General features: G+C 66.9%; 18 protein-coding genes. 7 read left to right on the forward strand and 11 right to left on the reverse strand.

Annotated elements, in window-relative coordinates; all coding sequences use genetic code 11:
* Positions 1-23: 23 nt before the first annotated feature.
* The 4 genes from speD to ACQP1T_RS14060 form a co-directional block, all read right to left on the reverse strand.
* Positions 24-1,226: an adenosylmethionine decarboxylase gene (gene speD, locus ACQP1T_RS14045; protein WP_433760561.1), complete on the reverse strand. Its 1,203-nt coding sequence runs from the start codon at positions 1,224-1,226 to the stop codon at positions 24-26.
* Positions 1,227-1,234: 8 nt separating this feature from the next.
* The gene (locus ACQP1T_RS14050) at positions 1,235-2,335 is read right to left on the reverse strand and encodes a type III PLP-dependent enzyme (protein ID WP_433762198.1); all 1,101 of its coding nucleotides are present in this window, start codon (positions 2,333-2,335) and stop codon (positions 1,235-1,237) included.
* Positions 2,336-2,461: 126 nt separating this feature from the next.
* Positions 2,462-4,960, reverse strand: a complete 2,499-nt coding sequence (locus ACQP1T_RS14055; protein WP_433760562.1) for a DEAD/DEAH box helicase — start codon at positions 4,958-4,960, stop codon at positions 2,462-2,464.
* A 49-nt stretch (positions 4,961-5,009) separates the two neighbouring features.
* Positions 5,010-5,954 carry a PAC2 family protein gene (locus ACQP1T_RS14060; RefSeq protein ID WP_433760563.1) on the reverse strand — a complete coding sequence of 315 codons (945 nt, stop codon included), beginning with the start codon at positions 5,952-5,954 and terminating at the stop codon, positions 5,010-5,012.
* A gap of 235 nt (positions 5,955-6,189) precedes the next feature.
* Between ACQP1T_RS14060 and ACQP1T_RS14065 the strand changes: the two genes are divergently transcribed.
* Positions 6,190-6,912 (forward strand): sensor domain-containing protein, encoded by a 723-nt coding sequence (locus ACQP1T_RS14065; protein WP_433760565.1) that lies wholly within the window; start codon positions 6,190-6,192, stop codon positions 6,910-6,912.
* Positions 6,913-7,298: 386 nt separating this feature from the next.
* Positions 7,299-8,585, forward strand: a complete 1,287-nt coding sequence (locus ACQP1T_RS14070) for a DUF4192 domain-containing protein (protein ID WP_433760566.1) — start codon at positions 7,299-7,301, stop codon at positions 8,583-8,585.
* 96 nt (positions 8,586-8,681) lie between these two features.
* Here the strand turns inward: ACQP1T_RS14070 and galE are convergent, their stop codons facing one another.
* Together galE and ACQP1T_RS14080 are read right to left on the reverse strand one after the other, a co-directional pair.
* Entirely contained in the window at positions 8,682-9,662 is a 981-nt protein-coding gene (galE, locus tag ACQP1T_RS14075) for a UDP-glucose 4-epimerase GalE (RefSeq protein ID WP_433760568.1), read from the reverse strand.
* 3 nt (positions 9,663-9,665) lie between these two features.
* A complete protein-coding gene (locus ACQP1T_RS14080) occupies positions 9,666-10,352 on the reverse strand; it encodes an iron dependent repressor, metal binding and dimerization domain protein (RefSeq protein ID WP_433760570.1) in 687 nt (228 codons plus the stop codon).
* 198 nt (positions 10,353-10,550) lie between these two features.
* Here ACQP1T_RS14080 and ACQP1T_RS14085 point away from each other — a divergent pair, with 198 nt between their 5' ends.
* The 3 genes from ACQP1T_RS14085 to ACQP1T_RS14095 are packed head-to-tail and all read left to right on the forward strand — an operon-like array spanning position 10,551 to position 15,023.
* Positions 10,551-11,828 carry an acetoin utilization protein AcuC gene (locus ACQP1T_RS14085; protein WP_433760572.1) on the forward strand — a complete coding sequence of 426 codons (1,278 nt, stop codon included), beginning with the start codon at positions 10,551-10,553 and terminating at the stop codon, positions 11,826-11,828.
* The gene (locus tag ACQP1T_RS14090) at positions 11,821-14,589 is read left to right on the forward strand and encodes a GNAT family N-acetyltransferase (RefSeq protein ID WP_433760573.1); all 2,769 of its coding nucleotides are present in this window, start codon (positions 11,821-11,823) and stop codon (positions 14,587-14,589) included. Before ACQP1T_RS14085 ends, ACQP1T_RS14090 begins: the two co-directional genes overlap by 8 nt.
* A 56-nt stretch (positions 14,590-14,645) precedes the next feature.
* On the forward strand, positions 14,646-15,023 hold the full coding sequence (locus ACQP1T_RS14095; RefSeq protein WP_433760575.1) for an NAD(P)-binding domain-containing protein: 378 nt from the start codon (positions 14,646-14,648) through the stop codon (positions 15,021-15,023).
* 157 nt (positions 15,024-15,180) lie between these two features.
* Here ACQP1T_RS14095 and ACQP1T_RS14100 read toward each other — a convergent pair whose 3' ends face one another.
* The 3 genes from ACQP1T_RS14100 to ACQP1T_RS14110 all read right to left on the reverse strand — a co-directional run bounded on the left by ACQP1T_RS14100 (position 15,181) and on the right by ACQP1T_RS14110 (position 18,679).
* On the reverse strand, positions 15,181-16,149 hold the full coding sequence (locus tag ACQP1T_RS14100) for a sigma-70 family RNA polymerase sigma factor (protein WP_397045490.1): 969 nt from the start codon (positions 16,147-16,149) through the stop codon (positions 15,181-15,183).
* Between the two features lie 195 nt (positions 16,150-16,344).
* Positions 16,345-17,862 carry a DUF7059 domain-containing protein gene (locus ACQP1T_RS14105; RefSeq protein ID WP_433760576.1) on the reverse strand — a complete coding sequence of 506 codons (1,518 nt, stop codon included), beginning with the start codon at positions 17,860-17,862 and terminating at the stop codon, positions 16,345-16,347.
* 76 nt (positions 17,863-17,938) lie between these two features.
* Positions 17,939-18,679 carry a VOC family protein gene (locus ACQP1T_RS14110; protein WP_433760577.1) on the reverse strand — a complete coding sequence of 247 codons (741 nt, stop codon included), beginning with the start codon at positions 18,677-18,679 and terminating at the stop codon, positions 17,939-17,941.
* Positions 18,680-18,903: 224 nt separating this feature from the next.
* On the opposite strand from ACQP1T_RS14110, the gene ACQP1T_RS14115 reads away from it, so the two are divergent.
* On the forward strand, positions 18,904-20,232 hold the full coding sequence (locus tag ACQP1T_RS14115) for an MFS transporter (protein ID WP_433760579.1): 1,329 nt from the start codon (positions 18,904-18,906) through the stop codon (positions 20,230-20,232).
* Between the two features lie 48 nt (positions 20,233-20,280).
* Here ACQP1T_RS14115 and ACQP1T_RS14120 read toward each other — a convergent pair whose 3' ends face one another.
* Complete coding sequence (locus ACQP1T_RS14120; protein WP_433762199.1) at positions 20,281-20,634, reverse strand: DUF3099 domain-containing protein; 354 nt, start codon at positions 20,632-20,634, stop codon at positions 20,281-20,283.
* A 173-nt stretch (positions 20,635-20,807) separates the two neighbouring features.
* On the opposite strand from ACQP1T_RS14120, the gene ACQP1T_RS14125 reads away from it, so the two are divergent.
* Entirely contained in the window at positions 20,808-21,041 is a 234-nt protein-coding gene (locus ACQP1T_RS14125; protein ID WP_433760581.1) for a DUF3039 domain-containing protein, read from the forward strand.
* Here the strand turns inward: ACQP1T_RS14125 and ACQP1T_RS14130 are convergent.
* Complete coding sequence (locus ACQP1T_RS14130) at positions 21,017-22,213, reverse strand: YihY/virulence factor BrkB family protein (protein WP_433760583.1); 1,197 nt, start codon at positions 22,211-22,213, stop codon at positions 21,017-21,019. The genes ACQP1T_RS14125 and ACQP1T_RS14130 overlap by 25 nt on opposite strands.
* Positions 22,214-22,329 lie beyond the last annotated feature (116 nt).

A 22,329-nucleotide genomic window follows, 5' to 3' on the forward strand; every position in this document is an offset into this window, starting at 1 on the left:
GCCGGTGCGATTCGAGCGTGCTGCTACACCCGCAAAGCGTGCGGTTCGATCGCGCCGCGCACCAGCGCCCGCGCATCGATCGTCTCGGCGCGGTAGGGCAGCGTGCCCAGCCGATCGGTCATCGCCTGGACCGGATCATCGATTCGCTCGTTCAACCCGAACAGGAATGTCCACTCGTGCTCGTCGCTGCCGTACTGCACCACCGTGTCGAACTGGTCGTGAAAGCGCTTCCAGGACCGCTTCAGCGTCTCGTTGCGCCACATCGTCGCGCATCCGGCCTGTGCGCTGAGCACGCCGCCGGGTGCGAGCAGTGCCCGACATCGCGTCAGGAATTCCGACTCGTACAGCCGGTTGTGCTGCGCGTCCTCGACCCGCTCATCGGGCAGATCGATGACGATCACGTCGTATCGGGTACCCGCCTCGGTCGCGTTGGCCAGGAAGTCCCAGCCGTCGGCGTAGTGCACCTTGACCGGGCCCTCGCCCCGGACCGCGGCGGCCAGCTCGTCGCTGGTGTAGCCGTAGGGCAGGTGCTCGGCGCACAACTCGACCTCGCGCTGGTCGATATCGACGTGATCCACCAGCGTCGCGCCCGCGGCGACCGACATCTGGCTGGCCACACCCTCACCCGAACCGATGATCAGCACCTTGTCCAGCTTCGCGGCCAGCGCGAAGGCGGGGACCATCATCGCCTCGTGATAGGTCAGCTGGGAGAACTCCGTGGACTGGCGATCGTCGTCGGAGAACAGGCTGATGCCCTGTTCGGTGCGCGCGATCACCATGTGCTGGAACGGAGTGTGGGTATCGACGATGATCTCGTGCAGATCCCAGATCCGGGTCAGGCCGTTGCCGACCGGCTCCTCGATCCGTGTCGAGCCGTGCCCGCGCTGGATGACCTGCATGCGAACATCCCTGGGAGACAACTTATCTCGCAGTAGTTCGACGGCCTTCGACGCACCGGCGCCGATAGTTCCGCAGGTGAATACGTCGACAAAGATGTCGCCGGACTCCGGATAAGTGTGAATCGAGGCGTGAGACTCCGACAACAGCGCGAGGACGGTCACCCCCTGCGGATCGAACTTCTTGTGTACGACATCGCAGATGGTGACGCCCGCCGCGATCAGAGACTCGCGCAACGCCGATTCGAGTCGTTCGAGATCGTCGCAGAGATCTGCGTCGACACCACCGAACTCGGCCAGCACATGCCAGCCGGTGAATTCCGCCGTCATAGGCAAACTCACTCTCGCTCAGCGCCCGAGACATGAACGGTCAAGGGCGGAAAACCATTGAAGGACACCGACGAATAACTCGCGGTATAGGCGCCGGTATCGAGGATCTGGATGCGATCACCGGCTCGCAACGAGGTCGGAAGAAGGACCTTCGTGCGTTGATACAGTACATCGTCGCCATCACAGGTCGGTCCGGCCACCACCGCCTCGTCCACGGGGTCTCCGTCACGTTCGGTGACGAAGCGGTATGCGATGTACTCGTTCTCGGTCTCGGCCATGCCGTTGTAACGGCCGATGTCGAGATACACCCAGCGCCGTCCGTCCGGCGCGATGCGCACGCCGATGACCTCGGCGTGAATGGTGCCCGCCGAACCCACGAGCGCACGGCCGGGCTCGATGACGAGTCCGGCGGTCTCGGGTAGGAATTCGGCGGTGGCGGCCGCGATGACGGCGCCGATCTCGTCGAGTGCGGGCGCCGCCTCGACGTACGAAATGGGCAGGCCGCCACCGATATTCACCGAGCGAACCGGAATATCCTTGTCCGCCAACGCTGCCGTGATGACGCCTGCCTGTTCGATACCGATGCGCCAGGCCCGCGGGTCGGTCTGCTGGGAGCCGACGTGGAAGTACGGACCGCCGACGATCAGTCCGAGATCACGGGCGCGTACCAGCAGGCGCAGCGCCTCGGTGGGGGAGCAGCCGAATTTGGTGCCGAAGGGCGTCGTCGACTGCGGCGCCGAGGACAGGAACCGGCACTCGACCTCCGTACCCGGCGCGTGCTCGACGATGCGCAGCAGATCGTCCTCGGTGTCGAAGGCGTAGCGGCGCACGCCCACGGCATAGGCGGCGGCGATATGGGCGGCCTTCTTGATCGGGTTCCCGTAGCACATGCGGGCCGGGTCGACGCCCTCGCGCAGGCATAGTTCGATCTCACCGACACTGGCGACATCGAACTCCGCGCCGTGACGGTCGAGCAGACGGATGAGTTCCGGGACCGGACTCGCCTTGACCGCGAAGCGAATTCGGGCTCCGGGTACCGCGGCCTCGAGTGCGCGATAGTTCTCGCGCACCCGCTCTGGGTGAATGACCAGATAGGGCGATTCGGGCAGGTTTGAACCGGTCAATCTAGGGGAACTCTCCGTCGTTTGGGGGTCGGCCGTCGTTCGGGCACCGCGCGAGAGAGTATCAGCGCGATGCCCCTGGTAACCAACTCGTTGACGACACCTTGATCATGATCACCCCGCGGCTACCGTGACCTCGTCGAATACGACCTCGCCAGCGGCATCGGACTCGGCCAGATCGACCACCGCCGCCAGGGCCCAGCCGTGGTCACCGGCGGGATCGTCGAGCACCTGACGCACCTGCCAGAAACCGGGGCGTTGCTCCACCTGGAACAGTTGCGGACCGCGAGCGTCCGGGCCGGTGCCGATGCTCTCGTACTCGTCGAAGTAGGGGGTCAGCTCGGCCGCCCAGTCCGGCCCGGTGCCCAGTTCGGCGAGGACCTCCCAGCGGCGCAGTGCGGCGAGTTCGACGCGACGGAACATGGCATTGCGGACCATCACCTTGAACGCGCGTTCGTTCGCCGAGATCGGCCGCACCGTTTCCGCGCCGAACGCGAGCTGATCGGCATCGGTCTCCGCGCCCGGATTGGTGAGCTGCTCCCATTCGTCGAGCAGACTCGAATCCACTTGGCGCACAAGCTCGCCCAGCCATTCGGTCATATCGTCGAGGTCCTCGGTGCGCGCCGATTCCGGGACGGTGCGCCGCAGCGCGCGATAGGCGTCGGCGAGATAGCGCAGCACCACACCCTCGGAACGGGCCAGTTCGTAGTGCGAGATCAGCTCGGCGAAGGTCATCGAGCGTTCGATCATGTCGCGGACGACCGATTTGGGCGACGGGGCGAATTCCGACATCCATGGATGCCCGGCGCGATAGGTCTCGAAGGCGGGTTCGATCAGCTCGGCAAGGGGTTTGGGCCAGGTGACCTCTTCGAGCAGCTCCATGCGTTCGTCGTATTCGATGCCGTCGGCCTTCATCTCGTTGATCGCCTGGCCGCGGGCCTTGTGCTGCTGGGCCATGAGCAGCTGGCGCGGATCCTCGAGTGTCGATTCGATGAGGGAGATGACGTCGAGGGTGTAGGCGGGGGCGTCCTTGTCGAGCAGCTCGAGTGCGGCGAGGGCGAAGGGGGACAGTGGTTGGTCGAGGGCGAAATCGCGCTGCAGGTCGACGGTGAGCCTGGCACGGCGGCCCTGTGCGTCGGGTTCCGGAAGCTGTTGCACCACACCGGCGTCGCGCAGGGCGCGGTACAGCCGGATGGCACGCAGAATGTGGCGGCGTTGCGCGGGACGGGGCTCGTGATTGTCCTCGAGCAGGTGACGCATGGCGTCGAAGCAGTTGCCCGGGCGGGCGATCACATTGAGCAGCATCGAGTTCGTCACGTTGAAGCGCGACACCATCGGTTCGGGGCTGGCGGCGACGAGTCGGTCGAAGGTCTCCTCGCTCCAGGAGACGAAGCCCTCGGGCGGCTTGCGGCGCACCACCTTGCGCTGCTTTTTCGGATCATCGCCCGCCTTGGCCAACAGCCGGGTGTTCTCCACCTCGTGGTCGGGCGCCTGCACGACCACGGTGCCCATGGTGTCGTATCCAGCCCTGCCCGCGCGGCCCGCGATCTGATGGAATTCGCGGGCCTTGAGCCTGCGGGTGCGCACACCGTCGAATTTGGTCAGACCGGTGAGCAGGACCGTGCGGATCGGCACGTTGATGCCGACGCCGAGGGTGTCGGTGCCGCAGACCACCTTCAGCAATCCGTCCTGGGCCAGGCGTTCCACCAGGCGACGGTACTTGGGCAGCATGCCCGCGTGATGGACGCCGATACCGTGGCGGATCAGCCGCGACAGGGTCTTGCCGAAGCCGGAGGAGAAGCGGAAATCACCCAGAGCCGTTGCGATGGCGTCCTTTTCGGCGCGGCTGGCGAAGTTGACGCTGGTCAATGCCTGCGCCCGTTCCAATGCGGCCGCCTGGGTGAAATGCACGACGTACACCGGTGACTGGTTGGTCGTGACGAGATCTTCCAGGGTTTCCGTGATCGGGGTGCGCGCGTAGGAAAAGCTCAGCGGGACAGGACGTTCGGTGCCCGCGACAATGGCGGTCGGATTGCCGGTGCGGCGCTCCAGATCGGTAGCGAAGAAGTCGACTTCGCCCAGAGTCGCCGACATCAGCAGGAATTGGGCGCGCGGAAGTTCCAGCAGCGGCACCTGCCATGCCCAGCCGCGGTCCGGATCGGCGTAGAAGTGGAATTCGTCCATCACGACCTGGCCGACATCGGCGGCCGCGCCCTCGCGCAGCGCCATATTCGCCAGGATCTCGGCGGTGGCGCAGATGATCGGCGCCTCCGGATTCACCGCGGCGTCACCGGTCACCATGCCGACCCGGTCCGCGCCGAAGACCTCGCACAGGGCGAAGAACTTCTCGCTGACCAGGGCTTTGATCGGTGCGGTGTAGTAGGTGCGCAGCCCGCGCGTCAGCGCGAACAGATGCGCGCCGACCGCGACGAGGGATTTACCGGACCCGGTGGGGGTGGCCAGGATGACATTGGATCCGGACGCCAATTCCAGCAGCGCCTCGTCCTGCGCCGGATACAGCGGGGTGCCCTGCTCGGCCGCCCACGCCCCGAAGGATTCGTAGAGGGCGTCGGCGTCGGTTCCCGGTATCTCGAGCAGTTCGGTCAGATCCACTCCGACCACCCTACGGGCAGCCGTCTACGGCCCGGTCAGGGTGATCGGGTCAGTTGGGCTGTTCGCCCTCGTCGCCGTCGTAGCCGCCCTGCTCGGCCAGGAAGCGCTCGAATTCGGCACCCAATTCGTCACCGCTCGGCAATTCACCGTCGCCGACCAGCAGGCTCGACTGACGTTCCTGAGCGGTCACGAAGCTGTCGTACTGGCGCTCGAGCGCGTGCACGACGGTCTCGACCTCGGCGTTGCCCGCGATGTGCTCGTTGACCTGCTCGCGCACCCGCGCCGCGGCCTCACCGAGCGCGGCCAGCGGGAATTCCAGACCAGCGTTGTCGGCGACATGTTCGAGCAGGGTCTGCGCGGCCTCCGGATAGGCGGTTTGCGCGAGGTAGTGCGGCACGTGCACGGAGAACCCGACGGATTCGTGGCCGTGCTGGGCCATCCGGTACTCCAGCAGCGAGGACGCGCTGCCCGGCACCTGTAGTTCGCCCGGCCAGCGCTGATGGTCGGCGATGAGGTCGCGATCGGAGGAGTGGGCGGTGATGCCGAGCGGGCGGGTATGCGGGATCGCCATCGGGATGGCACTCAGTCCTATGCTGCGCCGCACACCGAGCTGTTCGGCGAGCAGACGCACCGCGGTGGTGAATTTCTCCCAGCGCAGATCCGGTTCCAGGCCGGACAGCAGCAGGAACGGGGTGCCCGAGGTGTCGCGCAGCGCCCACAGATTCAGCTCGGGTTCGGCGTAATCCGAGAAGTGGTCGGTCTTGAACGTCATCAGCGGACGACGCGAGCGGTAGTCCAGCAACTCGTCGACATCGAACGAGGCGACCAGCTCGCTCTCCAGACTTTCGCGCAGGTGCGTCGTGGCCAGCCGCACCGCATGCCCGGCATCGGTGAAGCCCTCCAGTCCGTGTACCAGGACCGGACCCAAGCCATCGTCATTCGACAACTGCGGAGCCGGGAACTCCAACTCGTACATTCGCGACTCGTGGTCCATCGCGTCTCCTTCCTGCGCGGTTCACCGATGCGAGCTTCCAGGTTCACAGGCCTGTTGGGCAATTCGCGGCGGTCAACCACTGTCCATTGTCCCCCATGGCACCGACACACGTTGCCACAGGCGACACCGACCCATAAGACAGGGCAACATCGGTCGTGCCCCGCACATTCCCGCCGCGCTCGAGGAATCGGCGTGGCATCGCGGGCGGACACGGGGAGTTTGGCACAGTGGAGCGGTGACCGTGCCGAATTCGACGCGCAGGGGACCACGCGGATTCGGGCTCTCGGGTTGGGTGTCCCTCGCCGCGAGTGCGATGCTGCTCACCGGCTGCGCGTCGACGGTGACCGGCCATCCGGTCGGCTCCGGACCGAGTACGGTGACCCGGCATGTGGCGGCACAGCTTTCGACGCTGCTGCCCGATCCCGCGCAGTTCCCGGCCGAGTACGAGGCCGTGGTGCTGCCAGCGGAAGCGGCGGCGCAGGCGGCGGGGGATCTGACCGGGGTCGGGCGCGGTTCGACGGTGCAACCGGATGGGTGTGCCCCGCCCGCTCAGCAATTCGGTTCGAATCAGACGGCCATCGCGGTGGGCACCGACAACCAGACGCGGGCCACGATGACCGTGGAGTTGACCAGGACCGGACAGCCGTTGTCGGCCTTGCGTGACCAGGTGAAGCGCTGTCGGCAGGTGCACGTCAGCCGGGCGGGTGCGACGACGACGGTGACCACCGATTTGCAGGCGCCGCCGCCGATCGATGCCGACGACACGCTCGCGTTGCGCCGCACGGTGGCGCCGCAGGTGAGCGCGGCCGGGTTGACGCAGTCGATGCAGACACTGACCGGGCAGATCGCCGATGTGCGAATCACGGTGACGTACATGACATTCGGTGATGCGAAGCCGGATACCGCCGCCTTGGACGAGTTGTTCACGGCGGCGGTGCTGAAGGTCAAGAAGGGGTGAATGTGGAGGGCTCCGTCGAGCGGCAGCTGGAGCTCGCAGCCGGACAGTAGCAGGTAGCACCGACATGGTCACCGCCGTTCTGGTGTGTGATCCTCGATTCGTCCACAGTCCAAGTGTTTTCCACAGGACAATTGGGTCCCGCGAAATCCCCAGGTCGACATCGCGGGTTTCGAGGTGGGTGAGCGCACCCTCGATGCATGACGACTTCCACGAACGCCGCTGCCGCCCTCGGAGATCCAGGTGATGGTGCATCGCAGCGCCCCGATTTTTGCCCGAGCCCCGCCGTTCACCTCCGCAAATCCGCTCGCCCGCCGCGAGTCGGTGGCCCGGGCCCATGCGATGTCGAGCATTCGCGTGACGTCGCGGATACGGGCGGCGGTGTGCGAATGGACCGAACAACAGAAGGTCCTGAAGCCGTGTGGTTGGACGAGATCTCGGCGCGCATCGATTCGTTGGCCTTCTTCGATCCGGATGTCGACGATGGATCGTCGGAGTGCACACGTGGTTTCGGAAAACAGTTGCGCCCGGGAATCTGTGCGGAACCGCCACCGGAATTCGGGGATCGTCTTGCGGGCGATTCGCTGCATGTCGACGATCCCGGTGAATTGATTGTGGCGGTGCCCGCCATGGTCGGATTCGTGCCGGAGCGGTCGCTGGTGGTGGCTGTGCTGCGAGGCGGGAGCGCGGCGCGAAGTCCGATCATCGAGGCGGTGGTGCGGTTCGATCTGGATCAGGAGGGTGGTAGCAGGCGGGGCCTCGCGGCGGCGTATGCGGAGTGCGTTTCGCATATCTGTGCCGCGGAGGGCGCGACGGAAGTACTCGCGGTAATCATCGATGATCGGGCACGCGAACCACGGCGCACGCGCCGAAACGGTGCAGGGAGTACGGGCACGTGGGGCACGCTCATCGCGGCGTTCGCGCGGCGACTGGCCCGGGGCGAGGTGTACCTCGAGGGTGCCTGGGCGGTGCGCGCCATCGAGGCCGAGCAGCGGTGGTGGAGTCTGCTCGATGCGGATCACCGTGGGACACTGCCGGATCCGGCGGCATCGATGGTGACGGTGGCGCATGTGCTCGAAGGGCGACCGATCCGGGGCACCCGCTCGGAGCTGACCGATCTGGTGGCACCGAACGAGGAGCTGGCGCAACAGGTCGCGGTCTATCTCGACAGCGCCCGCGCACTCGCGCACGAGCGGTACGCGGCCGCCGTCCGGCGCGGTGATCCCGACGGCTATCACCGGCGGGCGCTCGAACACGTGCTGTGGCAGATAGCCAACATCGATTCCGGTGTGGCCCTCGACGCGCGGGAATACGCGGAACTGGCCGCGGCACTGCGTGATCGGACGGTGCGTGATTCGCTGTTCGGGCTGGCGGTCGGATCCGACGCCGCCCCTGCCGAAACCCTGTGGGTGGCACTGACACATGCGCTGTCGGGCGGCGACCGCGCCGACGCCGCAACACTTCTCGGCTACAGCGCTTACATCCGCGGTGACGGGCCGCTCGCAGGGATCGCGCTGCAAGCGGCGCTGGAAGCGGATCCCGCCCATTCCATGGCGAGTCTGCTCGAGATTTCCCTGCGCACTGGGATGCGCCCGGATACGTTGCGCCGCCTGGCCTACTGCGGGCTCGGCATCGCCGCGGACCTCGGCATCGACCTGGGGCCGGTTCTCCGGTGAGCGCGTTCTCGGGTGGTCAGAGGTGATTCGGCGAGTCACATGGTGGTCGCGGCACGTACAGCACCACCATGTGACCGCGCTCGATGGTGAACTCGCTTACTTCGCGCTGTGTGCCAGCGGGCCGAGGTCGCGCAGGAATTCCCAAGCGTCGGCGACGATTTCGTCGAGATTGTTGTGCTTGGGCTGCCAGCCGAGGTCGGTGACGGCGCGGTCGCTGGACGCGATCAGCGTGGCCGGGTCGCCCGCGCGGCGCGGTGCGTCCTCGGCGGCGATGGGCAGGCCGGTGACCCGCTCGCAGGCCGAAATCACCTCGCGGACCGAGAAACCGGTGCCGCTGCCGAGATTGAAGATGCGATGCGTGCCGGATTCCGCGGAGCCGAGGGCCAGCAGGTGGGCGTCGGCGAGGTCGCGAATGTGGATGTAGTCGCGGACCGCGGTGCCGTCGGGGGTGGGCCAGTCGGTGCCGAAGACCGAGATCGCCTTGCGATGACCGAGGGCGACCTGGAGCACGAGAGGGATGAGATGGGTTTCCACCACCCGGTTTTCGCCGAGGCCGCCGTAGGCGCCCGCGACGTTGAAGTAGCGCAGGCTGGTCGCGGCCAGACCGTGTGCGATGGAATAGGAGGTGATGGCATGGTCGATGGCCAGCTTGGAGGCGCCGTAGGGGTTCGTCGGTCGGGTCGGCGCGTCCTCGGTGATCGGCACCCGTTCGGGTTCGCCGTATACGGCCGCGGTCGAGGAGAAGACCAGCCTCGGCGTTTCGGTGCGACGCATCGCCTCCAGCAGCTCGAGCGTCTTCACCACATTGCCGTGCCAATACTTCTCCGGCTGCTGCACCGACTCGCCGACCAGCGACTGCGCCGCGAAATGCAGTACGCCGTCGAAGGATTCGGCCTCGAGCAGTGCGGGCGCGGCGACCGCGACATCACCCTCGACGAATCGCGCCTCGGTGGGCACGCCCTCGGCATTGCCGGTCGACAGATCGTCGACCACCACGACCTCGTGCCCCGATTCGAGCAGCACCTGCGCGCAGACGCCACCGACATAACCCGCGCCACCCGTGACCAGAAGTTTCACGTCTCAGACCAACTTCACCTGGACGGCGTGGGCCATTTCGTCCGAGAGCTCGAAACCCTCGTGACCGGGCACGGTGATGACCACCGATCCGGGCTTGGTCTCGACCGTCACCCGGGCATCGGGCACCACGCCCGCCTCCCGCAACTGGCCGATGACCTCGGGATCGGTCTGGATGTGTTCGGCGAGGCGGCGCACCACGACCGCGTGCACCTGTCCATGCGGCAGATCCGAAAGCCGCACCAGGGTCTCGTCGGCGCCGCTGGACGGGATGATGCCCAGCTCGTCCAGCCCCGGAATCGGGTTGCCATAGGGAGAGGTGGTCGGGTGGTTGAGCACCTCGACCAGCCGCCGCTCGACGTCCTCGCTCATGACGTGTTCCCACCGGCACGCCTCGGCGTGCACGTTCTGCCAGTCCAGCCCGATGATGTCCACGAGCAACCGCTCGGCGAGGCGATGCTTGCGCATGACCGCGACCGCCATGCTGCGGCCCTTCTCGGTCAGTTCGAGATGGCGATCGCCGGCGACCAGCAGCAGACCATCGCGTTCCATCCGAGCGACGGTCTGGCTGACCGTCGGGCCACTCTGCTCGAGGCGCTCGGCGATGCGCGCACGCAGGGGCACCACGCCCTCTTCCTCGAGGTCGTAGATGGTACGGAGGTACATCTCCGTGGTGTCGACCAGATCCTTCACCTGTTACCCCTTCGTCGGCACGAATTCTACCCACGCACGCCGGCCCCCCCGCGTGCCGCGTGGTCTCGCGCTACACCCGTGACTGCGCTGTGGGAATTCTGTCGGCGCACGGCCTGTCACCGTGTTCGCTCTTGCTTGTATTTCTACTGCATACGAACGTCCAACGGGGCCGTTACCTTCCCGCGTAGCGTTGCGAGCATGGCCACTGCACCGCACGGCGAACAGTCCGCGCCGCTCGACGAAGGTGATCTCGAGACGCGATCCGGGACCGTCGTCTGGACCGACCGCTTCCTCGACTACGCGTGGACGCCGGAGCACCCCATGAAACCGGCGCGCCTGCAGTTCACCATGGCCCTGGCGGAAAGTCTCGGATTACTCGACGGTGTCGAGCGATTGGTGCCCGAGCGGGCCGAAGTGTCCGATTTGCTCCGCATCCATACCGCGGATTACATCGATGCCGTCGAACATGCCACACCACCTGCGGGTGCGCCGCTCGCACCGCCGTACGGTCTCGGCTCACCGGACAATCCGGTATTCCCGCGGATGCATCAGGCGGCCTCGGTGATCGTCGGCGGCACATTGGCCGCCGCACGCGAGATCGCCCAAGGGCGGACTCGGCGCGCGGTGAGCATCGGCGGCGGAATGCACCACGCGATGCCGGATTCGGCGGCCGGATTCTGCATCTACAACGATGCGGCCGTGGCCATCTCCTGGCTGCTGGACAACGGATTCGATCGGATCGCCTACATCGATGTCGACGTGCATCACGGGGACGGTGTGCAGCGCGCCTTCTACGGCGATCCGCGCGTGCTGACGATCTCGATTCATCAGCATCCGGCCACCCTGTGGCCCAATACCGGTTGGCCGGAGGAGACCGGTCACGGCGCCGCCGAGGGGACCGCGATCAATCTGGCGGTCCTGCCGGGCACCCGGGATCCCCAGTGGCTGCGCGGCTTTCACGCGATCGTGCCCGGCGCGCTCGCGGCCTTCCGACCGCAGATCGTGGTCAGCCAATGCGGTGTCGACACCCATCGCGAGGACCCGCTCGCCGATATGGAACTGACCGTCGACGGTCAACGCGCCGCCTTCATCGCCATGCGTGATCTGGCCGACGAATACGCCGAAGGCCGGTGGCTCGCCGTCGGTGGCGGTGGCTACGGGCTGGTACGGGTGGTGCCGCGCGCGTGGACGCATCTGCTGGCGACCGCACTGGACCGCACCATCGCACCGGAAACCACGGTGCCGCAGGACTGGATCGATATGATCCGCTCCGCGGCGCCGACCGTCGAACCGCCGCGCACGATGGGTGATGGTGGTGACACCGCCTACCGCCCTTGGGATGGTCCCGGCGGCACCGGGGAGACTGGGGACGCGCGTATCGATCGCGCGCAACGCGCTATCGATACGGCCGTATTGGCTACGCGCCGAGCCACCTTCGGGTTGCTCGGCCTGGATCCGGAGGACCCCCGTGACTGAGAACCCGCCCGTCCCGGAATCTCCGAGCACGCCCGCGGTGCCGCCACCACCACCGCAACATTGGTTCGCCGATGTGCTCGCCTCCGACGGCGGCGTAGTCCGACTGCGCCCGATCACGCCCGATGACGCGCAGCGGCTGCAGGAATTCCACACGGCACTATCGGATCGCTCCCGATATCTGCGCTACTTCGGTCCGTACCCGCGGATTTCGCCCAAGGATCTGTACCGCTCCACCCACGTCGACCACCACGACCGGGTCGGATTGCTATTGGTACTCGGTGAGGCGATCATCGCGGTCGGCCGCTACGAACTGCTGACCGATCGCACCGGACCGCGCGCCGCCGAAGTCGCATTCGTGGTGGCCGACGAACATCAGGGGCGCGGACTCGGGTCGATCCTGCTCGAACATCTGGCGGGTGCGGCCGCGGAGAACAAGATCGAGACCTTCGTTGCCGAGGTGCTCGCCGAGAACACTGTGATGGTCACCGTTTTCCGTGACGCGGGCTATCAGGTGGAGCGCGCCAGGGACGGTTCGGTGCTGCATCTGGAATTCGCCATCGATCCGACCGAAGCCCTGCTCTCGGTGCGCGATTCGCGGGAGCGCGCCTCCGAGGCACGCAGTGTCGGCAATCTGCTCGCGCCGCGTTCGGTGGCGGTGATCGGCGCCACCGTGGGCCCGGCCCGGGTCGGCGGAGTGATCTTGGCCAACCTGCTGTCCGGTGTGTTCCAGGGGCCGGTGTTCCCGGTCAATCCGAATCGGCGATCGGTGCGCGGTGTGCGGGCCTACCCGACGGTTCGCGAGATTCCCGACGAGGTGGATCTCGCGGTGGTCGCCGTGCCGCCGGAGGCGATCAGCTCGGTGCTCGACGACTGTATGGCCAAGGGCGTCAAGGGATTGGTGGTGCTCACCGCGGGCTTCGGGGAGACCGGTGATGGCGGTGTGTTTGCCGAACACGAGCTGGTTGCCGCGGCGCGCGGACACGGGATGCGAGTGGTGGGGCCGAGCGCGCTTGGCATCGCCAATACCGATGCCTCGATTTCATTGAACGCGACTCTGGCCTCGGTGCTGCCCGGGCCAGGGCGCATCGGATTCTTCTGTCAGTCCGGGCCATTGGGTGCGGCCATCCTCGGCGAGGCCGCCGCGCGCAACCTCGGGTTGTCGACCTTCGTCTCGGCGGGAAACCGCGCCGATGTGTCCGGCAACGACCTACTGCAGTACTGGGACGCCGACTCCGCCACCGATGTGATCCTGCTATATCTGGAGAGCTTCGGTAACCCGCGCAAATTCTCCCGGATCGCGCGTCGGGTCGCACGGAGTAAACCGATCGTCGCGGTGAGCAGTGGGCGATTGGCCGCGCGTTCCCAGCCGACCGGTGATATGGACCGATCCATCGTGCGAGACCTGTTCGCGCAGTCCGGAATCGTTCAGGTCGATTCGATTTCCGAGCTGTTCGACTGTGCGGCGCTGCTGGGTTATCAGCCGCTGCCCGCGGGTCCGCGGGTCGCCGTGATCGGCAATAGCGCGGCGTTGAACTGGCTGGCCGTCGATGCCGCGCGCGGTGAGGGGCTCGATGTCCGGCGACCCGCCACGGTGCTGGATGACGGTGTTCGGCGCCCGCGCCCGACCGAGCGTGTGGTGGATGAGCAGTCGATCGGCGATCCGGTGAGCCTGGGGCCGGACGCGACGCCGGTTGCCTATCTGGACGCGGTGGTCGCCGCGCTGCGCTCGGACGAGATCGACGCGGTGATCGTGGTTTTCGCGCCGCCGGTGCCGCTGCCGATGGCCGGATTCGCCGATGCCATTCGCGAGGCCGCGGCGGTCGTGCCAGATGCGGCGAAGCCTATTCTCACCACTTTCGTTGCCGAACAAGGGATTCCGAACTTACTGGCCGTGCGCGGTACGGCCGGTACGGCGGTGCGCGGGTCGATACCGTCCTATCCGGATCCCGAGCGTGCCGCACGGGCGCTGGCCAGGGCGCACCGGTACGCGCAGTGGCGCACGAAACCGGTATCGACGGTGGTGCGTCCGGCGGGCATCGACGCGGAACGGGCCAGGCGGCTGGTCGCGGGCTGGATGGGCGAATCCGACGGGCGTTGGCTTACCGACCTCGAAGCTGTGGATCTGTTGGACTGCTACGGAATTCACGTCGTCGAATTCCGTGAGGTCCGCAGCGCCGACGATGCGGTGGCGGCGGCCGAGGAACTCGGCTATCCGGTCGCGGCCAAGGCGACCGGCGAAATGTGGCGGCGCCGACCGGATCTCAGCGGCGTCCGACTGGACCTGTGGCGCCCGGAGGCTGTGCGCCAGGCCTATTCGCATCTGGTGGAACTATGCGGTGACCCCGCCGTGCACATCCAGAAGATGGCCACCCCTGGCGTCGGCTGTGTGCTGCGGGTGCAGGACGACCCGTCGTTCGGTTCGGTCATCGAATTCGGTCTCTCCGGCATGATCATCGAACTCCTCGGCGACCGCGCCTACCGCGCCCTTCCACTCACCGCCGATGAAGCGGCCGCCCTCATCGACGCTCCTCGCGCCGCCCCCCTCCTCTCCGGCACCCCCGCCAGCCCCCGGGTCGACAAACCCGCCCTGATCGAACTCGTCCAACGCGTCTCGTCCCTCTTCGACGACCTCCCCGAAATCCGAGAACTATCCTTCGACCCCGTTCTCGCCTCCGCCAACGCTGCCGCCATCCTCTACGCCCGAGCCCGCTTCGGCCCCCAACCGAGCCGCTTCGATTCCGGCCCCCGCCGCCTCGGCTGAACTCCCGCCGTCCCATGCGACCCCGCCGCCCTGCAACGCACTGATCTGCGGTAGTCGTGGACTGCTCGACCATCTCGACGGAATCCTGGGCAGCCATTCGCGGGGCCTGTGAACTGGGTGGCGTCGGCTTCCTGGCCGCACCGGCCAGCGGCAATGCGAAGGTGGTCGCGTCGGGCGGACTTTCGATCGCGGCCTCGGGTCCGTCCAGGTCAACTAACGCGTCGCGCCACCACTACTTCTGCGCAAGGATTCGATCCGTGCGCGGCGCGGCAACTCGACGTGCCGATGCCACTCGCGGCGGCCACCGCACACTAGGTCAGGCCAGCGTCGGCAGTAGCCGAGTGCTGGAGGATTTCGCGATACTGTTCGATCTGCAGGCCGAGAACTCCGGGCTCGTACTGAAACCGGAGAACGACGGGCTCGGCGGGGATTGAATGACGTTCGCCGACCGGCTCGCGCGAACCCGGAGGGGGCGGGACGCGCGGTCACCGGTCGGCGTTTCGGGGTGACCGTCCCCGGTCACCAAGTCGGACGGCCTCGGAGTAGTCCGACGTCACGTGCCAGGATCACCGGCACGAGCTATTGCGGGAATCAGCTGGCGTAGGCGCGCAGGCGGTCGGCCCGCTCACCCTTGCGCAGCTTCGACATGACCTCACGCTCTATCTGACGAACGCGCTCACGGGAGAGCCCGAACAGTTTGCCGATCTGATCCAGGGTGCGCGGCTGGCCGTCGTCCAAGCCGAAGCGCAACCGGATGACCTGCTGCTCGCGCTCGTCCAGGGTGGCGAGCACACTGCGCACATCGTGGTGCAGGAGTCCGGCGATCACCGCGGATTCGGCCGAGGTGGCCTCGGAGTCCTCGATGAAATCGCCCAGCGGGGCCTCTTCGTCATTGCCGACCGGCATATCCAGGCTTACCGGGTCGCGGCTGTGGTCGAGCAGATCGGAGATCTTGTCGACCGGAATGCCGGACTCGTTGGCCAGTTCGGCATCGGTGGCCTCGCGACCGAGCTGCTGATGCAGTTCGCGCTTGATCCTGGCCAGCTTGTTGACCTGCTCGACCAGATGAACGGGCAGCCGGATGGTGCGGCTCTGGTCGGCCATGCCGCGGGTGATGGCCTGACGAATCCACCAGGTGGCATAGGTGGAGAACTTGAATCCCTTGGCGTAGTCGAACTTCTCCATTGCCCTGATCAGACCGAGGTTGCCCTCCTGGATCAGGTCCAGCAGCGGCATACCGCGGCCGGTGTAGCGCTTGGCGAGGGAGACCACGAGCCGGAGGTTGGCTTCGAGCAGATGCGAGCGGGCGGCCTGGCCTTCGCGAACGATGGCGGCCAGATCGCGCTTGCGGGTGGCCGACAGTCGCTTGCCGGTCTCCAGCAGATGCTGCGCATAGAGGCCCGCCTCGATGCGCTTGGCCAGCTCGACCTCGTCGGCTGCCGTGAGCAGTGCGGTACGGCCGATCCCGTTCAGGTACACGCGTACCAGGTCGGCGGCAGGGCTCTGGGCATCGAGGTCCGAATCGCTGGTGCGCACACGAGTGGTGGCGGGGCTTGTCATGACTTGCCTCCTGTCGGTGGTGTCTCACTCCGATCAACGGACCCGACAGGTAGAAAGTTCCCCGCTACTGCTCCGATAAACCGCTCTGAACTGCGGTTTCCGTCACGTGCGTCTGAGAAGTTCCTGAGAACCCCACCCTGTCGGAACCACCCGTGCGCGAAAGCGTCCGGCGGGATGCGAGCGGGTGCCGCTTCGTTACACGGGCCGCACCAAACCGTGGCGAACCAATCCGGCCACCACGGATAATGCGTCGGCCGTGAACTCCTCGGTGACTTCGCCCGGTCCGTGGGCGAGCGCGAGCAGTTCTATCAGCTCTTGTAACGGCAAACCGTCGGCTCGCATTCCCGCGACGAGCGCGATGGTGGATTCGTCCACCTCGTGCTGCCAGCGCGGACCGTCGCCGCGGTGCAGCCGCGCGACCTGCTGCTCCCAACCGAATTCGCGGTGCAGATAGACCCGTTCCAGCGCGGTCGCGGGATCCACCGTGAAACGTGTTGACAAGGCGAGGTTTTCCTCGGCGGCGGCGCGGCGCAACCAGGCCGAGCGCGCGAAATACGCGGTGGCCTCGGCGCCGAGCGGATCGTCGAAGCCATGCGTCAAGTCCTCGGCGAGCAGTTCGGTCGGACCGTCGATGGCGTGCAGATAGACGAAGCCGAAGCCGACGCCCTCGACATCGGCGGCGGCGAATGCGTCGAGCCATTGTTCGGCGCGGGCCTGTGCGGCCGGGTCGCGCGGATCCAAACCCGCGTCACGCAGCCATGTTCCGACATAGAGCGCCGGATCGGCGACATCGCGTTGGACCACCCAGGCATCGACGCCGTGCGCGGGCAGCCAGGACGAGACGCGTTGGCGCCAGTCCTCGCCGTGCACATGTACCCACGCGGCCAGCATCGCGGCGGTGCCACCCGGTGCGAGCACGTTGGGTGCCTGCGAGATCACCAATTCGCTTGCGCCGTCGAGGGCAAGGCCGGAGTCGCGGTAGGTGTGCTCGATGCGGGCCGGGCCGACAACGAACGGTGGATTGGCCACCACCTGGTCGAAGCGGCGCCCGGCTACCGGCTCGAACCACGAACCAGGCAGAAGTTCGATATCGAGGCCGTTGAGTGCGGCTGTCGCCTCGGCCAACCACAGGGCGCGCGGATTCACGTCGGTCGCGGTCACCTGGTCCGCGTACGCGGCAGCGTGGACGGCCTGCACGCCGCAGCCGGTGCCCAGGTCGAGGACCGAACCGACGTGGCGGGTGGGAGTGGCGCGCAACAGCGAGAGGGAGGCGTGCCCGACGCCGAGCACGTGATCCTCGGTCAGCGTGCGCCGGAACATGGAATCGTCGAGGTCGGACAGGATCCAGCGGGTGCCTTCGCCTGCGTCGAGCGGGCGCAGGTCGAGCGCCGCGCGCACATCGTCGCCGTCGCGGGTGAGCAGCCCGGCTGCCACCGCGCGGTCGATATCCACCGGTATCAGTGCGGCCGCGACGTCGCGTTCGGGCAGTGCGTCACCGAGCAGCAACAGACGGATCAGCGTGCCGAGCGCGCCCGCGTGCCGAGCGGCCCGGCGTACCGGTACCGGTTCGGAGCGGCCAAGTGCGGCGTGCACGTCGGGGCCGAGCACTTCCAGCAGCGTGTCGGCGTTGTAGCCGACGCGGATCAGCGCGGCCCGCAGATCGGGGCACAGCGCGGTGAGCAGCGATCCGGTGGTCGTCTGGTTGGTAGGCACACCGGTACTCTGCCACCGCGACAAGCCAGCAACCGAAACGTGTCCGTCGTGTCACATGGACAGCGCTCGTGCGGTCTCACACGCCGTTCGGGTCGCGGCCGGTGATGCAATAGGGCGCGTCGGCGGGATCGGACATGACGATCCAGTGCTCGTGCCGTTCGACCAGGGTCGCGCCGAGGGACTGGTGCCAGGCGGCGGTGGCGTCGATATCGGCGGAGGCGAGGTCGATATGCGCGCTGGCGGGCCGATCCTCGCCGAGACGCTGCAGCAGAAGCTGTATGGGCATCGACTCTTTCGCGCGCAGCCGGCCGAATTCGGGCAGGCGGCCCTGCGTCAGGTCCCAGTTGGTGAGAGTGGTCCAGAACCGGGTTTCGGCGGCGTGGTCGGTCGGGCCGATATCGAGGCAGACTTGGTCGAGGCGAGTGAGGGTGCCGTCCGGGGCGCGCACTGCCGGCGCGGGAGTACCCTTCGCGCGGCCGTTGGGAGTGAAGCAGAAGATCTGACCGCCGGGGGAGCGCAGCACGGCGTAGCTCTTGTGGTTGGCGACCAGTTCGGCGTCGAGGTCGAGTGCGATGCGGACCGCGGCGGTGACATCGTCGACGTCGAGATCCAGGTGTACCCGGCCGAGTCCGGTCACCGCCTGCATCTTGACGCCCGCATCGGCGAAGAGTGCGGGATCTGGAAGAAGCGTGAGGAATTCGTCGTTCTCACCGCGACGCGGCGAGAGTTGGGTGTCGGTGATCGTCGACCAGAATGTCGCGCATTCGTCGAAACGTTGCGTCGGGCGGTCGAGGAAGGCCCAGACCCACCGAATCATGCTTTCTCCTGTTTCCTGGCGGGAGTTTCCGCGCCGCCGCCGGCGTGCAGTTGTCGCATCTTCCGGCGATTCGGCGCCGCCCGCGCCGGGTTGGCGCGGATGTGTCGCACATCACTGACGCTGAGAGAGTTCCCGTCTCGTACCCCGCCACACAGTAGGTGTCGCCCACGATGGTTGTCGAGCCGGTTTCGGCTCGGCCGTGACTGGCACGATCTTGGCGGTTTATGGCATTCCGGCCACTCGTTCGATCCGCGAAATTCCGGCACGCTCAGCGGGTGACTGAACTGCGGACGCCTACGGTACCTGTCGATTCCGTGCCGAGGCGGCTGCATCCCGCCTGGATCGTCGCCGGTGTGGGATTCGTCGCGCTCTTGGGCGCGGCCGCGTTCCGATCGGTGCCGAGTGTGCTGCTCGATCCGCTGCACGAGGAGTTCGGCTGGTCGCACGGCACAATCGGGGCAGCGGTCTCGCTGAATCTGCTGTTGTACGGCCTGATTTCACCGTTCGCGGCGGCGCTGATGGACCGATTCGGTATCCGCCGTGTGGTGGCATCCGCCCTGGTGCTCGTCGCGGCGGGCAGCGGACTCACCGTCTTCATGACCCAGCCTTGGCATTTGATGGCCACCTGGGGGCTCCTGGTCGGAGTCGGCGTCGGATCGATGTCCATGCCGTTCGTGGCGACGATCACCGGCCGCTGGTTCGTGCGCCAGCGCGGTCTGGTGACCGGCGTGCTCACCGCGGCGGGCGCGACCGGCCAGCTGATCTTCCTGCCGCTGGTATCCGCGGTGGCACACGCACACGGTTGGCGGGTGCCCTCGCTCATCGTGGCGGCTGTCGCGCTGGCCGTGGTGCCGCTTGTCCTGCTGTTCATCCGCGACTTCCCCAGTGACGCAGGCGTTTTCGCCTACGGTGCCGAACCCGGCAGCACAGTTGGACTGCGCGTGCAGGCGACCGGCGGCGCGACCCGCGCCCTGACGGTTTTGACCACGATCGCGCGCAGCCCCGGATTCTGGCTGCTCGCAGGCGGATTCGCGATCTGCGGAGCATCGACCAACGGCCTGGTCGGCACCCACTTCGTCAGTGCCGCACACGATCACGGCATGCCGCCGACCACCGCCGCGGGCCTACTGGCACTGGTCGGCATCTTCGATGTGGCGGGCACCATCTTCTCCGGCTGGCTCACCGACCGGGCCGACCCCCGCTACCTATTGGTCGGCTACTACACGCTGCGCGGACTGTCGCTGCTGATCCTGCCTTCGCTGTTCGCACCGGACACCCAGCCGAGCATGTGGGTATTCATCGTCTTCTACGGCCTGGACTGGATCGCCACCGTCCCGCCGACGGTCATGCTCTGTCGCGAACTCTTCGGCGCCGACGGCCCGGTCGCCTTCGGCTGGGTCTTCGCCTCACACCAGATCGGCTCCGCCATAGCCGCCACCGGTGCCGGCATCATCCGCGACGTCCAAGGCTCCTACACCCTCGCCTGGTACATCGCCGGCGCCCTCTGCGCCGCAGCCGCCCTCATGTCCGCAGGCATCCGCCGCCACCCCTGAACCCACCGCCGAGAATGCGCTGGTGGCGGCACTCTCTCGAGCCCAGCCTCAGGAATCGATCGCCCGGTGCGGCCGGGACTCGATAGCAGTGCGTGGCCGGTCCCACCGACTCGGTTCGTCCTTGCGGCGCGGCGGCCGATCGTTCGCGATCAATACGGCGATCCATGGCAATGGGATCGAGGCGGCGATGATCAGGATCGAGAGCAGTGCATTGCTGAAGGCGCTGTAGGCGATCGCGGCCAGGATCAGGCAGGGGATGCGGAACGCCATGATGATGGTGTAGCGGCGGACCCTGGCGCGGTGCTGATCCTCCAGTGACGGCGCGGCCTCGGTGATCAGCACCGGGTGCTTCTCGTCATTGCCGGGGAAGTAACCGCTGGACTTGCGGGGTGGCGTCGGCATTGTCACGTCCGGGCGATCACCGCTGCCGATGTCGTCGGCGTCGGGGGTGTCGCCGTGCTGCTGCATACCCCTGAGTCTTCCACTGTCGAGGGCGCACCGCACACGGCCTGGTCAGTTGGATGACTGCGGACCGTGATCAGCCGAGCCCGCGAGTATGCGGCATCATGGAATCCGTGAGTACCGATACCCTGGTTCGCCCGGATACGACCACCGATGAGACGACGGGCGATGACATCCCGAAGTTCTTCCACTATGTGAAGAAGGACAAGATCGCCGAGAGCGCTGTCATGGGCACCCATGTGGTTGCCCTCTGCGGTGAGGTCTTCCCGGTGACGCGCTCGGCGAAGCCCGGCTCGCCGGTGTGCCCGGAGTGCAAGAAGGTCTACGACAGCTTGCGCAAGGGCTGAGATGGTGACGAACCGCCCGGCGCGCTGAGCCGTGCGCGGGCGGCGTCGGTGTCGTCGTCTGCCCGCTCGATCGGCCCCTGAGCCTCCGGTGGGTTCGGGGGCTTCGCTGTGCCCGGATCATCCTGGTCGGCGTCGGAGTCGTCCCCGCTCAACTGATTGGACAACCATTCCTTCACCTGGTCGATGCGGGTGCTGCGAGCGGGCCAGAATTCCTGCACCGTGGCGTTGAATTCCGCGCCGAGGATGACGGCGAAGCCCAGGAAGAACGTGAAAAGCAGGAACGCGATCGGCGTCGCGAGCGCGCCGTAGCTGATGCCGGTCCTGGTGACCCAGCCCAGATACCGGCGCAGCCCCTCGCTGGCGGCCATGAAGAACACGCCCGCGACCAGCGCCCCGCCGAACAAGCGGTGCCACGGCAGCGATTTGTGCAGTGCCAGCTTGTATAGCGTGGTGAGTCCGATGATCAGCACCAGTCCGACACCTGGGTAATAGAACGAGTCGATCAGCCGCAGCCCGGGTTCGCGCCAAGAATCGGGCAGCACCCGACCGATCAGCGTCGGCCCCAGCGCGATCAGCGGCAATAGGAACACCGCGACCACCAGGAACAGCACATACAGCAGCAAGGCGAAGATGCGCTGCCAGACCGGATGCCGGGCATCCTTCTGTCCGTGCGCTTCCACGATCGAATCCACGAAGGTCGACATCGCCGAGGATCCGGCCCACAGCGACATCACGAAACCCACCGAGACGAAGGCGGCGCGTCCGCGACCGAGCACATCGGTGACTGTCGGTTCGATCAGATCGCTCACCACACTGGAACTGAACAGGTCCCGGCTGAATGCGATGATCTTCTGCTGGACGATCTGCACCGTGTCGGGTCCGAACCATTCCCCGACGTAACCGAGGCTGCCGAGCACCCCGAGCAGTAGCGGCGCCAGCGACATCGTCTGCCAGAACGCCGCGGCCGCGGATTTGGCGAAAATCGAATCGTTCCACGACTTCACCGCCGCCCGCACGACGAGGTTGCCACCCTGTCGCGCGGCATGCGCGACCCGCGTTGCGGCATGGTGGGCATAGGTCGCCGCGGTGGGTTCCGCGCCGCTTCCGCCACTGTGGATCGGCTGGTCGCCGGTCCCCGCGGTATGGCGTGGTAGGGCACTTTCGTCGGTCATGATGCCTAACAGCATCGCGCATCCGGGCATATTGTTCCGGTTTGCCATGGCATCGAGTCGATGGGGAGCACATGAACACGGCGTGGCGCACGGTTCGGCGTGTGATGCCCGTCGCC

The organism is Nocardia sp. CA-135398 (genome assembly GCF_050955845.1).
Taxonomy (GTDB): domain Bacteria; phylum Actinomycetota; class Actinomycetes; order Mycobacteriales; family Mycobacteriaceae; genus Nocardia.